Genomic DNA, 14,894 nt, shown 5'->3' with positions numbered 1-14,894 from the left:
ACGCCACATCGGTGGTTCGACGCTACTGTGCGTCGATCCGGCCGGCCACCGGCCCGGCCCCCTCCCGCGATCGCCCTCCATCGGTTAGAATGATGCAAACGTATGAATTTGGAGAGCACCCGCATGGCACACCCCCTCGAGTTCGGCCTCGACAGCTTCGGCGACATCACCGACCGCCTCGACGGCAGCCCGGTCACGCACGCCCAGGCCATCCGCAACCTGGTGGAGCAGGCCGTGCTCGCCGATCAGGTGGGCCTCGACTTCATCGGCGTCGGCGAGCACCACCGCAAGGACTTCGCCGTCTCGGCCCCCGAGGTCGTGCTCGCCGCGATCGCCGCCCGCACGAAGACGATCCGCCTGGGCTCGGCCGTCACCGTCCTCAGCTCGGACGACCCCGTGCGCGTGTTCCAGCGCTTCGCCACGGTCGACGCGATCTCGAACGGCCGCGCCGAGGTCATCCTCGGCCGTGGCTCGTTCACCGAGTCGTTCCCGCTCTTCGGCCTCGACCTGCAGGACTACGAGGTGCTCTTCGAGGAGAAGATCCAGCTCTTCGCCGAACTGCTCAAGGAGGGCCCGACGACCTGGTCGGGCACCGTCCGGGCCGGTCTCGACTCTCAAGAGGTGTACCCGAAGACCGAGGGCGGCTCGATCCGCACCTGGGTCGGCGTCGGCGGATCGCCGCAGTCGGTCATCCGCGCCGCGCACTACGGCTTCCCGCTCTTCCTCGCGATCATCGGCGGCCAGCCCGCCCAGTTCGCGCCCTACGCCGACCTCTACCGACGCGCCCTCGGCGAGTTCGGCCACGACTCGCAGCCGATCGCGATGCACTCGCCCGGTTTCGTGGCCGAGACCGACGCCGAAGCCAAGGAGGCGCTGTTCCCGTACCAGGAGGAGCAGACGAACCAGCTCGGTCGCGAACGCGGCTGGCCGCCCTACAGCCGTGCGCAGTACGAGGCCAGCGCCAGCTCGACCGGTGCGCTCTACGTGGGCTCGCCCGAGACCGTCGCCACGAAGATCGCGCAGAACATGCGCCTGCTCGGTGCGACACGCTTCGACATGCGGTACAGCATGGGCCGCCTGCCGCACGAGCTCATGATGCGCAGCATCGAGCTGTACGGCACGAAGGTCGTGCCGCTGGTGCGCGAGATGCTCGCCTGACCCGACCCGCGCCTCCTCGGGGCGTCAGCGGGTGCGCTCGCGCTGGTGTGACAGCGCCTCGAGCTGCTCGTTGTACGCCCTGAGTTCGGCGTCGTCGTCGCGCTCGGCCTGGCGGTCCTTGCGGACGGCTTCACGACCGTCGCTGCGGCTCCACATGATCGCCACCGCGATGGCCATGACGATCGTCGGGATCTCGCCGACGCTCCAGGCGATGCCGCCGGCGACGTACTGGTCCTGCATCGGGGTGGGCCCCCAGGTGCGACCCATGGCGCCGTACCAGTCGGCGAGGAAGAGCCCCGTGGCGCTCATGATGCCCAGGCCGAAGAAGGCGTGGAACGCCATGGTCCCGAGCAGCACGACGAGTCGGGCGGGGTAGGGGAGTCGACCCTTGACCGGGTCGATGCCGATCATGGACTGCACGAAGAGGTAACCGGTGATCAGGAAGTGCACGATCATCCAGTAGTGGCCGATGTGCGTGGTCGTCGCCCAGCTGAACAACGGCGTGTAGTAGAACGCCCACAGCGAGCCCGCGAACAGCACCGCCGAGATGATCGGGTTGCTGACGAACGTCGCGAACCGCGAGTGCACCAGGATCATGATCCACTCACGACCGCCCCGCGTGCCGTCGCTGCGCTTCTTGATGGTGCGCAGCGCGAGCGTGACCGGGGCGCCGGGCACGAGCAGCACGGGCACGAGCATGCCCAGCGCCATGTGCGCGAGCATGTGCGTGCTGAAGAGGTACTCCTCGTAGACGTTCGGGGCACCGCAGGTGATGTAGAACAGCACGACGAGACCCGCCACCCACGAGACGGTCCGGCCGACCGGCCAGCGGTCGCCGCGGCGGTGCAGGCGCACGACGCCGGCCAGGTAGAAGAAGACGCCGAAGGCGCAGAGCAGGCCCCAGAGCAGGTCGACGTTCCACTCGGTGAGGTAGCGCAGGGGCGTCAGCTCGGGCGGCAGGGCCTCTTCGGTGAGGATGACCGCGGGGGTCGGATCGGCCAGGTCGGCCGCCGCGACCTGCTCCACCGGGGTGGCCGTCCGGGCGAGGGCGGCCGCGACGCCCGAGGCGAGCCCCATGAACGCCAGCTCGGCGGTGACGAACCACCAGAAGAGCTTCGCCGTCGCCTTGGGGTGGGTGGCGAGGCGGCCGACGAGCCAGCGGCGCTGCACGACGCCGAAAAGGCCCAGCGCGACGAGGGCGAACGTCTTGACCAGCACGAGCACGCCGTAGCCCGACGTCAGGGCCGACCAGTCGCCGATGCGGATCGCGGCGCTGCCGATGCCCGACACCGCGACGACCACGAAGCAGACGATGGCCACGCTCGAGTAGCGCGCGAGCACGATCGCGAGCCGGCCGCTCGAGAGGTGGCCGCGCAGCAGCACGATGGCGAGCAGGCCGCCCAGCCAGACCGAGGCCCCGACCAGGTGCAGGGCGAGGTCGGTGACGGCGGCGTCGTGCCCGCTCGTACCGGCCGCGTGGCCCTGCTCGGCGATGGGGATGAGCCCGCCGGCGGCGAGCACCGTGACGGCGACGATCAACCAGATGTTGCGGACGATGAAGCAGAGCACCGTGACGGTCGCCGCGACGAGCGTCGTGATGAGCCAGGCGGTGCCGAGCTCGGTGTTCGTCAGGAAGAACGCGAGCGTCCGCCCGAACTGGTCGTCCAAGGTGACCGGGACGTTGGCGACGCTGAGGAAGGTGAAGAAGGTGGTGATCGCCGAGGCGACGGCCCAGAAGCCGGCGGCGGCCGCGGCGACGTCCATGGCGCGGTCGTACTCGGCCTCGCGTCGGGTGAGCGCGAAGCAGGTCAGGAAGAGCGTGCCGATGGTGAGGGCCGCGCCGATGTTGCCCAGCATCTTGGCCATGGGCAGGCCGTAGCGCACGACCTCGCCGGGGTCGACGACGAGGGGCGCGTCGGCCGCCCCGCCGAACTTCAGTGCGGCGAGGAGGGACACGAACGCCACCAGCACGAGCAGTGCGGGCGCCGTGGTGCGAGCGAGTCTGGGCATCGTCTACCAGGGTAAGTCGGATCGCCTGGTGAACAGGCGGGGGTGTGGGGCGTCGCTCGACGTCGAGTGATCGGAACGAGAGAAGGGGCGGGACGACCGATGGTCGTCACGCCCCTTCTCGGGTGCTCGTGAGAGCGAGGACTACTTGACGGCAGCCTTGAGCTTGCTGCCGGCGCTGACCTTGACGCTGTCGCTGGCGGCGATCTCGAGGGCCTCACCCGTCTGGGGGTTGCGGCCGGTGCGAGCGGCGCGGTGCGTCTTCTCGAAGGCGATCCACCCGGGGATGGTGACCTTCGTGCCGTCGGCGACCGACTTCGAGACGACGGAGAAGAACGCGTCGACGACGCCGCTGACGGCGGCCTGGCTCTGGCCGGACTCGGATGCGACAGCTGCGACGAGCTCGGTACGGTTCAGTGACTTGTCAGCCATGTAAATGTCCTCCTCGGACTTCATTCGGTGTGACGAGACACGGCGTTCACCATGCCTGTGCGATCGAGACCAGAGAGCCGAGGGCCCTGTGGAACCGGTTGAAACCTACCAGGAAGACTTCGTGATGCCCGGCAACTCGCCACGGTGGGCCATGTCGCGGAAACGCACGCGGCTGATGCCGTAGGCCTTGAGGTGACCGCGGGGGCGGCCGTCGACCGAGTCGCGGTTGCGGAGGCGGACCGGCGACGCGTTGCGCGGCAGCTTCTGCAGACCGAGGCGAGCGGCCTCGCGGCTCTCGTCGGAACCGTTCGGGTCGATCAGGGCCTTCTTCAGCTCGAGACGCTTCTCGGCGTAGCGGGCCACGATCTCGGCGCGCTGGTTGTTCTTGGCGATCATGCTCTTCTTGGCCATTTTTAGCGCTCCTCGCGGAATTCGACGTGCTTGCGAATCACCGGGTCGTACTTCTTCAGCACGAGACGGTCGGGGTTGTTGCGACGGTTCTTCTTGGTCACGTACGTGAAACCGGTGCCCGCCGTCGAGCGGAGCTTGATGATGGGACGGACGTCCTGTTGACGAGCCATTAGATCTTCTCCCCACGAGCGAGCAGGTCCTTGACGACCGACTCGATGCCACGAGCGTCGATGACCTTGATGCCCTTGGCGCTGAGCTGCAGCGTCACGTTACGACGAAGCGACGGCACGTAGTACGTCTTCTTCTGGATGTTCGGGTCGAAACGACGCTTGGTGCGTCGGTGCGAGTGCGAGATGTTGTGTCCGAAGCCGGGAACGGCTCCGGTCACCTGGCAGGTTGCTGCCATGGTTTTCCTCCGTAGATACCGTGAGGGCCGGAGCCCTCACCCAAGGTCACTTGTCGGCGCGCCGGTCCCCCTTGCCCGATCGAAGGATCGGGCGATGGTGCCGGGAGGCGGTGCACATGGGCGCAGAGAGCGCCCAACCAAAGGGAGAGCTTACGCGACACGCCCGGACCCACGCAACCCGCGCCTCCTCGGCGTGACGGATCGGGGACGAGGAGGCGCGGCTCAGCGGATCGCGGAGGCGTCGGCGGCCACGCGAGCCTCGGCCGTGCACGCCGGGCACAGGCCGAACACGTCGACCACGTGCTGCGCCTCGGTGAACCCGTGCGTCGCGGCGACGTGCTGGGCCCAGGTCTCGACCTCGTCGGCCTCGATCTCGACGGTGGTGCCGCAGTTGCGGCAGATGAGGTGGTGGTGGTGCGTGCCCGGGGTGCAGGCGCGGTAGAGGCTCTCGCCTTCTTGCTGCAGCGAGTCGGCCGAGCCGTCGGCGGCGAGGTCGGCGAGGGCCCGGTAGACCGTGGCCAGGCCGATGCCGGTCTCGCGCAGGTGGGCGTGCAGCGCCTGGGCGCTGACGAACCCCTCGCTCGTGCCGAGTGCTTCTCGCACGGCCTCGCGTTGCCACGTGTTGCGTCGGACCACCACGTCGTCCTGCCTCTCTGTGTGTCAGACCCCGGTCGAGGCCAAGGGTACCCGCGGGCCCCTGCGCGGCTTCCCGGCGGCGGTCGTGCGGCGCCAGCTGATCAGACGGCAGACGAGCCAGATCGTGAACGAGATCGTGGTGACGTAGGGGCTGATCGGCAGGCCGCCGCCGAGGGCGAGCAGGATGCCGCCGACGACCGAGACGACGGCGAACGTCACGCTGAGCACGGGCACGAGTCGGGGATTCACGGTCAGCCTCAGCGCGGCGGCGGCGGGCGTCACGAGCAGCGAGAGGACGAGCAGTGCCCCGATGATCTGCACCGACACCGCGACCGACAGGCCGAGCACGAGCATGAACACGATGCCGAGCGTGCGCACGGGCACGCCGGCCGCCGCGGCGACGTCGGGGTCGACGCTGGCGAAGGTCAGCGGACGCCAGATCACGATCAGCGTGACGATCACGACGGCCGAGATGGCGACGAGCCAGCCCAGCTGCGGGTTGTCGACCGACACGATCTGGCCGGTCAGCAGCCCGAACTTGTTGGCCGACCGCCCCCGGTAGAGCGCCAGGAAGAGGATGCCGAGGCCCAGGCCGAACGGCATGAGCACCGCGATGATCGAGTTGCGCTCGCGCGCCCGGGTGCCCAGCAGCCCGATCAGCAGGGCCGCGAGCAGGCTGCCGACGAGCGAGCCGCTGACGACGTTGACGCCGAGCAGCAGGGCGGCGGCGGCGCCTGCGAACGAGAGCTCGCTGATGCCGTGCACCGCGAAGGGCATGTTGCGCGTGATGACGAACGGGCCGATCAGGCCGCCCACCAGGCCGAGCACCGCGCCCGCGACGACGCTGTTCCGGACCAGCACGAGCAGCTCGCCGAAGTCCTGGAAGCTGAACAGCTGCGACCACAGGTCGGTCATCGGACGAGCCCTTCGTCGTCGCGGTGTTCGTCGACGTGGTGGTCGTGGCCGTCGTGGCTTCCGACGATCACGACGCGGCCCATGGTGCGGATCACGTCGACCGGGGTGCCGTAGAGGTCGCTCAGCACGTCGGCGCGCAGCACCTCGTCGGGCGTGCCGATGCGGAACCGGCCGCCGGCGAGGTAGAGCACCCGGTCGACGACGTCGAGGATGGGGTTGACGTCGTGCGTGACGAACACGACCGCGGCGTTGCGGGCCCGCCGCTGCTCGTCGATCAGCCGGGTGACCTCGCGCTGGTGACGCAGGTCGAGCGAGATGAGGGGTTCGTCGCAGAGCAGCAGGGCCGGTTCGGCGGCCAGGGCCTGACCGACGCGCGTGCGCTGTTGCTCGCCGCCGCTGAGGCTGGCGACCGGCGAGGTCGCGAACGACGTGGCGCCGACGTCGTCGACGAGGGCGTCGATGCGCGCACGTTCGGCGGCCGATTCGCGGCGCAGCCCCCAGCGGTGACCCGTGACGCCGAGCGCGATCATGTCGCGGGCGCGCAGCGGGGTGCCGGACTCCATCAGTCGTTGCTGCGGCACGTAGCCGATGCGGCGGTGGCCGCGACCGACCGGTCGGCCGAGGAACTCGATGCTGCCCTCGGTCAGCTGCTGCTGGCCGAGGATCGTGCGCAGCATCGTCGTCTTGCCCGCGCCGTTCGGCCCGAGCACCGCGATGAACTCGCCCGGCTGCACGTCGAGGTCGAGCCCCGACCAGAGCGTGCGGGCGCCGAACGAGACCCCGGCGTCGCGGAGGCGCAGCACGGCGTCGCCGCCGCCACCGGCCGAGGAGGCGCGGGTGGCGGCGGCGACGGAGGTCGCGCCGGACGGGTCGGTCACTTGCCGAGCGCCTCCGAGATCGCGTCGATGTTGCTCTGTTGCCATGCCACGTAGTCTTCCCCCTCGGGCAGCAGCTCGGTGACCGGCACGATGGCGACGCCCGCGTCGGTCGCGGCCTTCTCGACCTGCTCGGTCTCGGGGCTCGAGGTCTGCTCGTTGTAGGCGAGCAGGTCGACCTTCCCGTCGGTGAAGAGCTTCAGGGTCTCGTTGAGCACGGCGGGCGAGACGTCGTCGCCCTCCTCGATGGCCTCCGAGAACTCGGCGGGCGTCACGTTGACCAGGCCCATGGCGTCGAAGAGGTAGCCGGGCACGGGCTCGCTGTAGGCGACGGGGTCGCCGTCGTGGGCCGTCTTGATCGACGCGGCCTGCGCCTCCAGGTCGGCGATCTTCGTGCCGAAGGCCTCGGCGTTGGCGGTGAAGGTGTCGGCGTTCGCCGTGTCGACCCGGCCGAATTCGTCGGCCAGGGCCGTGGCGAGCTTCGCCATGCTCGGCAGGCTGTAGAAGACGTGCTCGTTGAACGCCGCGTGGTCGTGGTCGGCGTGGTCGTCGGCCTCGGGGGTGGCGTCGTCGCTCGCGGCGTCGGTGGCCTCGTCGGCGTGCCCGGCCTCGGGGTCGAGCCCCGAGACGTCGACCGCGTTGATCACGGTGGCGTCGGTGCCGCTCGCGTCGACCATCGTGTCGACGAACGAGTCGTAGCCGCCGCCGTTCTCGACGACCACGTCGGCCTTCGAGACGGCCAGCTGCGTGCGGGCGTCGGCCTCGTACGAGTGCGGGTCCTGCGAGGGGTCGCTGATGATGCTCGTGACGTCGACCAGGTCGCCGCCGACCGTCCGGGCGATGTCGCCGTAGACGTTGGTCGACGTCACCACCGAGATCGCGCCTCCGTCGGCGGCCTCGCTCGAGCCGGAGGCGCCCGTGGCGCAACCGCTCAGCACGAGGGCCGCGGCGGCGGGCAGGACGAGCAGGGTCGGCAGCGAACGCTTCTTCATGTCGGTCACGCTATTGCTACTGATAATGATTGTCAAAACGAGGAGGCGCGGCCCGGTCGAGCGCGCCTCCTCGCCTCGCCGAGACCCCAGGAATGCGCCGAGACCCCCGTGCGCGCACGGGGGTCTCGGTCACTTCCTGGGGTCTCGCCGGGTCTAGGCCTTCGTGGCGGCCTCGACGGACTCGGCGCCGGCCGCGTCGTCGTCCTCGCGACCGGGTGTCTTGAGGTTCCACTTCTTGATCACGAAGCTGAACAGGACGTAGTAGACGACCGCGTAGCCGAGCCCGATCGGGATCAGCCAGATCGAGTTCTGCGAGATGTTGAAGTTCAGCACGTAGTCGATCAACCCCGCCGAGAAGGTGAACCCGGTGTGGATGTCGAGCGCGTTGACCAGCATCATCGACGTGCCGGTCAGCACCGCGTGGATCACATACAGCGGCCAGGCGACGAACATGAACGAGAACTCGAGCGGCTCGGTGATGCCCGTGATGAACGCGGTCAGCGCGGTCGACAGCATGATGCCGCCGATCAGCTTCTTCTTCTCGGGGCGGGCGTGGCGCCAGATGGCCAGGGCCGCAGCGGGCAGGGCGAACATGAAGATCGGGAAGAACCCGGTCATGAACACCCCGGCGCTCGGGTCGCCGGCGAAGAAGCGGTTCAGGTCGCCGCGCACGACCTCGCCGCTCGCGTTGGTGTAGTCGCCGACCAGGAACCAGACGACCGAGTTAGGGATGTGGTGCAGGCCCGTGGGGATCAGCAGGCGGTTGGCGACGCCGTAGACGCCGCTGCCGACCACGTCGTTCGACGCCACGGCCTGGCCGATGCCGGTGAGGGCGTTGTTGAAGAGCGGGTAGATGAACGACATGACCACGCCGACGACCAGGCCGGTGACGGCCGTGAGGATCGGCACCATGCGGCGGCCCGAGAAGAACCCGAGGAAGTCGGGCAGCTTCGTCCGGTGGAACCGCTGCCAGATGATCGCCGACAGGATGCCCATCACGATGCCGGCCAGTACGCCGTAGTTGATGACCTCGGGGTCGCCCGTGGGGGTCTCGCGACCGGCGAGCACGACCGGGGACATGGCCTTGAAGACGCCGTCGATGACCATGTAGCCGACGACCGCGGCGAGGGCCGTCGAGCCGTCCGACTTCTTCGCCCAGCCGATCGCGATGCCGACCGCGAAGATCAGCGGCAGCCAGGTGAAGACCGCCTGTCCGGCCGCCCCGATCACCGAGGCGCCGGTCTCGAAGCCCGGGATCGCCCCGAGCAGGTCGTCCTGCCCGAGTCGCAGCAGGATGCCCGCGGCGGGCAGCACGGCGATCGGCAGCATGAGGCTGCGCCCGAGGCGCTGCAGCACCGCGAACGCGGCCGAGCCCCTCTTCTTGGTCGGGGCCGACTCGGTCGTCGTCGTCGTCATCAGGTGGTCCTCTCGTCGGTGAGCAGCCGTGGTGCGGGGGTGGGTGTCGTGCAGGTGGAGGCGGTTCGGGAGGCGCGGGTCACGTCGAGCGTGGAGCCAGCCCGGTCCTGTCCGGTCATGACCAGTGAGTGGTAGTTTCCTCAGACCGACGGGTGGTGTCAACTAGGACGACACCCTCGTCACCGCGAGCGACCGACCCACGGAGGAGAACAGCTCATGTCGAAAGCACAGGCCATGATCGACGGACTCGGCGGCGCCGACAACATCGAGGAGATCGAGGGCTGCATCACGCGCCTCCGCACCGACGTGCGGGACATCTCGCTCGTCGACGACGCCGCCCTGAAGGCGGCCGGTGCCACCGCCGTCGTCCACGCGGGTGGCAGCGTCCAGGTGATCGTCGGCACCATCGCCGACTCGCTCGCCGAAGACATCAACGACCTGCTGCCGTGACCACGGTCGTCTCGCCCGTCGCCGGCCGGGTGACGGGGCTCGCCGAGGTGCCCGACGCCGTGTTCGCGGGGCAGCTCGTGGGCGCGGGCGTCGCGGTCGAGCCGAGCGCGCCTCCTGCCGGTGGCCTGGTCGCCGTCGTCTCGCCCGTCGCGGGCGAGATCGTCAAGCTGCACCCGCACGCGTTCGTCGTCGTGGGCGAGTCGGGCAGGGGCCTGCTCGTGCACGTCGGCATCGACACCGTCAAGCTCGGCGGCACGGGCTTCGAGCTCGTCGTCGCCGAGGGCGCGACCGTCGCGGCGGGCGACCTCGTCGTCCGCTTCGACCCGGCCGTCGTGGCCGAGGCGGGCTACTCGGCCGTCATCCCGGTCGTCGTGCTCGACAGCGCCCCCGACAGCGTCTCGCAGCAGGCCGTCGGCGCGACCGTCGCATCGGGCGAGCCCCTCTTCGACCTCTGAGGCCAGCACCACGGTGCTCGCGGCCCGACAGGGCGCCGCGTGTCGTGCACCACACCCGGTCTAGATGCGGTGCGGTGCACGAGACGCGGTGCCGTGCGGCCGTGGCCGGGTGTCACACCGGGGTGGTGCCCGACTCGACCTGCATCTTCAGGCGGTAGCGGTCCGAGCGGTACCAGCTCTTGGCGTGTTCGAGTGGGACGTCGCCCGCGAACGAGATCCGGTCGAAGTACATCACCGGGGCGCCTTCTCGCGTGCCGAGCAGGGTCGCGACGTCGGCGTCGGCCCCCTCGGCGCTGACCGTCTGGGTCGCGCGCGTGATGGGGGTCGCGTAGTCGCCGTCGAGCGTGCGGTACAGCGACCGGCTCAGGTCGTGGTCGAGCAGTCCGGGCAGGCGCTCGGCGGGGTACCAGCCGTCGTCGATGCTGACCGGCACGCCGTCGGCCAGGCGCAGGCGCTTGACGCGGAACGCCGAGGCGCTGGCCTCGAGTCCGAGCGCGGCGGCCGTCTCGGGCGGGGGAGTCGTCTCGGCCTTCACCAGCACGACCGTGCTCGGCACGTGACCGAGCTTGGTCATCTCGTCGGTGAACGAGGCGAGGTGCAGCGTCGACTGCACGACACGGTGCGCCACGAAGGTGCCCTTGCCCCGCACGCGGGTCAACCAGCCCTCGTTCACGAGTTGCCCCACGGCCTCGCGCACGGTGATGCGGCTGACGCCGTACTCGAGCATGAGCTGGCGCTCGCTCGCGATCGCCGAGCCGGGCTGCGAACCGGCCGCGAGCCGCTGCACGATGGAGCGCAATTGCTCGTGCTTCGGCACGGCTCCGTCGGTGATGTGGTCGGTCATGGGCCCCTCGTCGGTCACGCCCGAGGGTGGTCCCATCTGGTCATGACCGGTCGTCCTGCACTCGACGTTAGTCCACGGCGCCCGTCCCCAGCCAGGCGAGGACCCGGCTGGGGGTGCGGTTCACAGGAACGGACGAGGAGGCGCGGCTCAGTCGAGCAGGAGCGCGGGCTCTTCGAGGACGCTCGCCACGTCGGCCACGAACCGGCTGGCGACGTCGCCGTCGACCACGCGGTGGTCGAAGCTCGCCCCGATCGTCGTCACCATGCGGGAGCGCACCTCGCCGTCGACCACCCAGGCCTTGGGTTTGATCGTGCCGAGGGCCACGATCGCGACTTCGCCCGGGTTGAGGATCGGCGTGCCGGTGTCCATGCCGAAGACGCCGATGTTGGTGATCGTGATGGTGCCGTCCCTCATGTCGGCCGGCGTCGTCTTGCCGTCGCGCGCCGTCAGCGTCAGCTGCTCGAGGGCCTGGGCCAGCTCGAGCAGGCTCATCGACTGGGCTTCTTTGACGTTCGGCACGATCAGGCCACGCGGGGTGGCCGCGGCGATGCCGAGGTTGACGAAGTGCCGTACGAGGATCTCGCGGTCGGTCCAGGCCGAGTTGACCATCGGGTTGCGACGCACGGCCCAGATGATCGCCTTGGCCATGATCAGCAGCGGCGAGACCTTGACGCCGGCGAACTGCGGCGACGCCTTCAGCCGCTTGACGAACTCCATCGTGCGGGTGGCGTCGACGTCGACGAACAGGCTGACGTGCGGGGCGGTGAACGCGGACGACGTCATGGCCGCCGCGATGGCCTTGCGGACGCCCTTGACCGGGATGCGCTCGACGCGCTCCTCGCCCCACTCGGGCGTCTCGATGTTGCGGAACACGCTGGCCTGCTGGGCGTGACGGATGACGTCGTCGCGCGTGACCTCGCCGGCGAGGCCGGTCGGCTGGACGACGGCGAGGTCGACCTCGAGGTCTTTGGCCAGCTTGCGGATCGGCGGCTTGGCGATGATCGGCAGGGCCTGGGCGGCGGGCACCGACGTGGTGGGGCGTCGCCGGGCCTGCTCGGCGACGCGCAGCTGCCGGGCGTCGACCTCGGTCTGCGACGGACGACGGCGGCGGGTCGCGCCGTGACCGCCCGCGGCGCCGTAGCCCACGAGCACGGCACCCGAGCCGGAGTCGGCGGGGGCCTCTGGCGCGGCCTCGGGTGCGTGCGCCACCGAACCGGTGTCGCCGTCGGCACTGACCGCGTCGGCCGAGCGGACCGGGGCGACGGGGGTCGAGCCCTGCGCCGGCACCGAGGCGGTGACTGCCGCGGGTTCGGCCTGACGGGCACGCTGCGCCGAGAGCGCCTCTTCGTTCTGCGACACGACCTGCGCCGTGCGCGCGAGTCCGCCCGATTCGAGCGACTCGGACTCGGCAGCACGACCCGACGGGGTCGCGGGGGCCGCCGAGTCGCCGACCCGGATGATCGGGGTGCCGACGTCGACCGTGGTGCCCGGTTCGACGAGGATGCTCTCGACCACGCCGGCGTAGGGCGACGGCAACTCGACGAGCGACTTCGCGGTCTCGATCTCGACGAGCACCTGGTTGATCTCGACGCTGTCGCCGGGGGCGACCTTCCACTCGACGATCTCGGCCTCGGTCAGGCCCTCGCCGACGTCGGGCAGGGTGAATTCGCTGGTCATGTCGTGACTCCTAGTAGGCCAGGGCCCGGTCGACCGCCTCGAGCACGCGGTCGGCGTCGGGCAGGTACTGCGTCTCGAGCTTGGCAGGAGGGAAGGGAGCGTCGAAGCCGCTGACGCGCAGCACGGGCGCCTCGAGCGAGTAGAAAGCCTTCTCGGCGACGGTGGCGGCGATCTCGGAGCCGACCGAGACGAAACCGGGGGCCTCCTGTGCCACGACGAGGCGTCCGGTCTTGCGGACCGACTCGAGGATGGGCCCGTAGTCGACCGGTGAGAGCGACCGCAGGTCGACGACCTCGGCCGAGACGCCCTCGGCCGCCGCGATCTCGGCCGCCTGGAGCAGTACGCTGACCATCGCGCCGTGCCCCAGCAGGGTGACCTCGGTGCCCGTCCGGACGACGCGGCTCGCGTGCAACGGCGCCTGCGGGTCGCTCAGGTCGACCTCGCCCTTGGGCCAGTAGCGGCTCTTGGGCTCGAAGAACATGACGGGGTCGTTCGACGCGATCGCCTCCTGGATCATCCAGTAGGCGTCGTGCGGTGTGCTCGGGCTGACGACGCGCAGGCCCGCCGTGTGGGCGAAGTACGCCTCTGGGCTCTCCTGGTGGTGCTCGACCGCGCCGATGTGTCCGCCGTAGGGCACCCGGATCACGACCGGCATCGTAACGGCACCCTCGTGACGGTTGGTCATCTTGGCGAGCTGCGACGTGATCTGGTCGAAGCCGGGGTAGATGAAGCCGTCGAACTGGATCTCGCAGACCGGGCGGAAGCCGCCCATGGCGAGTCCGATCGCGGTGCCCACGATGCCCGACTCGGCGAGCGGGGTGTCGATGACGCGCTTCTCGCCGAACTCGGCCTGCAGCCCCTCGGTCACGCGGAAGACGCCACCGAGCGTACCGATGTCTTCTCCCATCAGGAGCACGCGGGGGTCGTCGGCCATTGCCTTGCGGAGTCCGGCGTTGATCGCCTTGCCGAGCGGCATGGTCTGCACGGAGGAGCGGGTCGGCTCGATCGTGCCGGTCGGGTTCTCGACGGTGTCGGTCATGCTGCCCCCTCGTCGGTGGCCGCGGTCTCGCCCGCGCCGCCGAAGCTCTGCTCGTAGGTCGCCAGCCACTGCTTCTGTTCGGTCATCAGCGGGTGCGGCTCGGAGTACACGTGGTCGAAGATGAGGCCGCGGTCGGGGTTCGGCAGCGAGACCGTGCGCCGTCGCACGTCGGCTCCGAGGTCGTCGCCCTCGGTCTCGAGGTCGGCGAAGAACGCGTCGCCCTCGCCGCGGTTCCGCAGGAAGGCCTCGAACCTCGTGATCGGGTCACGGGCGATCCAGGACTGCAGCTCGTCGTCGGTGCGGTACTTGGTGGGGTCGTCGGACGAGGTGTGTGCGCCGACGCGGTAGGTGAGCGCCTCGATGAAGCGGGGCCCGCCGCCGCCACGGGCGGCATCGAGGTCGCGGCGGCTGACGGCGTAGCTCGCGAGCACGTCGTTGCCGTCGACCTGCGTGCCGGGGATGCCGAAGCCGCCGGCTCGGGCGACGAGGGGCGTGCGCGATTGGCGCGCGACCGGCACGCTGATCGCCCACTGGTTGTTCTGCAGGAAGAACAGCTCGGGGGTCTGGAAGCTCGCGGCGAACACCAGGGCCTCGCTGACGTCGCCCTGGCTGGTCGCGCCGTCGCCGAAGAACGTCACGACGGCCTGGTCGACCTCGGGATCGCCCGTGCCGCTCTTGCCGTCGAGGCCGAGCCCCATGGCGAAACCCGTCGCGTGCAGCGTCTGCGAGCCGATCACCAGCGTGTAGATGTGGAAGTTCTGGTGCTCTGCGGGGTTCCAACCGCCGTGCGTGTGCCCGCGCAGCAGGCGCAGGATGTCGACCGGGTCGATGCCGCGGGACAGGGCGACGGCGTGCTCGCGGTAGGACGGGAAGAGGTGGTCCTGGGGGCGGGTGGCGTGGGCCAGGCCGACCTGGGCCCCCTCTTGGCCGTGGCTCGGCACCCACAGGGCGAGCTGGCCCTGGCGGGCCAGTGCCGCGGCCTCGCGGTCGAACCGACGGGTCAGCACCATGTCGCGGTGGAGGGCGCGGAGTCCGTCGTCGCCGAGGGCGTCGACGTAGGGGCGGAACTCGTCGGCCGCAGCCGACTCGACCACCTCGCCCGACGGCGACAGGAGCTGGACGGGCGGGGGCGCGTCGGTCGCTTCGGAGGAAGACATGGCGTCCAATCTATTCCGCGGCAT

The 14,894-nt window shown here is 70.1% G+C and carries 17 protein-coding genes; 3 read left to right on the top strand and 14 right to left on the bottom strand.

Annotated elements, in window-relative coordinates:
- Window positions 1-123 precede the first annotated feature (123 nt).
- Entirely contained in the window at window positions 124-1,158 is a 1,035-nt protein-coding gene (locus tag BIV04_RS07655) for an LLM class flavin-dependent oxidoreductase (RefSeq protein ID WP_071255593.1), read from the top strand.
- A gap of 24 nt (window positions 1,159-1,182) precedes the next feature.
- On the opposite strand, the gene BIV04_RS07650 is transcribed toward BIV04_RS07655, so the two are convergent.
- From BIV04_RS07650 to BIV04_RS07605, 10 genes are all read right to left on the bottom strand, one after another.
- Window positions 1,183-3,168 (bottom strand): cytochrome c oxidase assembly protein, encoded by a 1,986-nt coding sequence (locus BIV04_RS07650; RefSeq protein WP_071255592.1) that lies wholly within the window; start codon window positions 3,166-3,168, stop codon window positions 1,183-1,185.
- 141 nt (window positions 3,169-3,309) lie between these two features.
- Window positions 3,310-3,597 carry an HU family DNA-binding protein gene (locus tag BIV04_RS07645; RefSeq protein ID WP_043595940.1) on the bottom strand — a complete coding sequence of 96 codons (288 nt, stop codon included), beginning with the start codon at window positions 3,595-3,597 and terminating at the stop codon, window positions 3,310-3,312.
- Window positions 3,598-3,702: 105 nt separating this feature from the next.
- Window positions 3,703-4,008 carry a 30S ribosomal protein S14 gene (gene rpsN / locus BIV04_RS07640; protein ID WP_043595941.1) on the bottom strand — a complete coding sequence of 102 codons (306 nt, stop codon included), beginning with the start codon at window positions 4,006-4,008 and terminating at the stop codon, window positions 3,703-3,705.
- 2 nt (window positions 4,009-4,010) lie between these two features.
- On the bottom strand, window positions 4,011-4,178 hold the full coding sequence (gene rpmG / locus BIV04_RS07635) for a 50S ribosomal protein L33 (RefSeq protein WP_043595944.1): 168 nt from the start codon (window positions 4,176-4,178) through the stop codon (window positions 4,011-4,013).
- Window positions 4,178-4,414: a 50S ribosomal protein L28 gene (rpmB, locus tag BIV04_RS07630; protein ID WP_043595945.1), complete on the bottom strand. Its 237-nt coding sequence runs from the start codon at window positions 4,412-4,414 to the stop codon at window positions 4,178-4,180. Before rpmB ends, rpmG begins: the two co-directional genes overlap by 1 nt.
- A 222-nt stretch (window positions 4,415-4,636) precedes the next feature.
- Entirely contained in the window at window positions 4,637-5,050 is a 414-nt protein-coding gene (locus tag BIV04_RS07625; protein WP_071255624.1) for a Fur family transcriptional regulator, read from the bottom strand.
- Between the two features lie 24 nt (window positions 5,051-5,074).
- Window positions 5,075-5,965 (bottom strand): metal ABC transporter permease, encoded by an 891-nt coding sequence (locus BIV04_RS07620; protein ID WP_071255591.1) that lies wholly within the window; start codon window positions 5,963-5,965, stop codon window positions 5,075-5,077.
- Window positions 5,962-6,843 carry a metal ABC transporter ATP-binding protein gene (locus BIV04_RS07615; protein WP_369825299.1) on the bottom strand — a complete coding sequence of 294 codons (882 nt, stop codon included), beginning with the start codon at window positions 6,841-6,843 and terminating at the stop codon, window positions 5,962-5,964. Before BIV04_RS07615 ends, BIV04_RS07620 begins: the two co-directional genes overlap by 4 nt.
- Window positions 6,840-7,832 (bottom strand): metal ABC transporter solute-binding protein, Zn/Mn family, encoded by a 993-nt coding sequence (locus tag BIV04_RS07610; protein WP_143048612.1) that lies wholly within the window; start codon window positions 7,830-7,832, stop codon window positions 6,840-6,842. Before BIV04_RS07610 ends, BIV04_RS07615 begins: the two co-directional genes overlap by 4 nt.
- Before the next feature lie 153 nt (window positions 7,833-7,985).
- A complete protein-coding gene (locus BIV04_RS07605; protein ID WP_071255588.1) occupies window positions 7,986-9,248 on the bottom strand; it encodes a PTS transporter subunit EIIC in 1,263 nt (420 codons plus the stop codon).
- Window positions 9,249-9,464: 216 nt separating this feature from the next.
- On the opposite strand from BIV04_RS07605, the gene BIV04_RS07600 reads away from it, so the two are divergent.
- Together BIV04_RS07600 and BIV04_RS07595 are read left to right on the top strand one after the other, a co-directional pair.
- Complete coding sequence (locus BIV04_RS07600; RefSeq protein WP_054145886.1) at window positions 9,465-9,698, top strand: glucose PTS transporter subunit EIIB; 234 nt, start codon at window positions 9,465-9,467, stop codon at window positions 9,696-9,698.
- Window positions 9,695-10,153 (top strand): PTS glucose transporter subunit IIA, encoded by a 459-nt coding sequence (locus BIV04_RS07595; protein ID WP_071255587.1) that lies wholly within the window; start codon window positions 9,695-9,697, stop codon window positions 10,151-10,153. The genes BIV04_RS07600 and BIV04_RS07595 overlap by 4 nt, the downstream gene beginning before the upstream one ends.
- Window positions 10,154-10,265: 112 nt before the next feature.
- Here BIV04_RS07595 and BIV04_RS07590 read toward each other — a convergent pair whose 3' ends face one another.
- The 4 genes from BIV04_RS07590 to BIV04_RS07575 all read right to left on the bottom strand — a co-directional run bounded on the left by BIV04_RS07590 (window position 10,266) and on the right by BIV04_RS07575 (window position 14,870).
- Window positions 10,266-10,997, bottom strand: a complete 732-nt coding sequence (locus tag BIV04_RS07590; protein ID WP_071255621.1) for a GntR family transcriptional regulator — start codon at window positions 10,995-10,997, stop codon at window positions 10,266-10,268.
- A gap of 147 nt (window positions 10,998-11,144) precedes the next feature.
- Complete coding sequence (locus BIV04_RS07585) at window positions 11,145-12,674, bottom strand: dihydrolipoamide acetyltransferase family protein (protein WP_071255586.1); 1,530 nt, start codon at window positions 12,672-12,674, stop codon at window positions 11,145-11,147.
- 10 nt (window positions 12,675-12,684) lie between these two features.
- On the bottom strand, window positions 12,685-13,713 hold the full coding sequence (locus BIV04_RS07580) for an alpha-ketoacid dehydrogenase subunit beta (protein ID WP_071255585.1): 1,029 nt from the start codon (window positions 13,711-13,713) through the stop codon (window positions 12,685-12,687).
- Window positions 13,710-14,870, bottom strand: a complete 1,161-nt coding sequence (locus BIV04_RS07575; RefSeq protein WP_071255583.1) for a thiamine pyrophosphate-dependent dehydrogenase E1 component subunit alpha — start codon at window positions 14,868-14,870, stop codon at window positions 13,710-13,712. The genes BIV04_RS07580 and BIV04_RS07575 overlap by 4 nt, the downstream gene beginning before the upstream one ends.
- Between the last annotated feature and the right edge of the window lie 24 nt (window positions 14,871-14,894).

The sequence above is a fragment of the Frigoribacterium sp. MCBA15_019 genome, from assembly GCF_001864945.1.
Lineage (GTDB): Bacteria > Actinomycetota > Actinomycetes > Actinomycetales > Microbacteriaceae > Frigoribacterium.
Note: the sequence above shows the minus strand (reverse complement) of the source record. Positions and strands in the feature narration are given on the sequence as shown.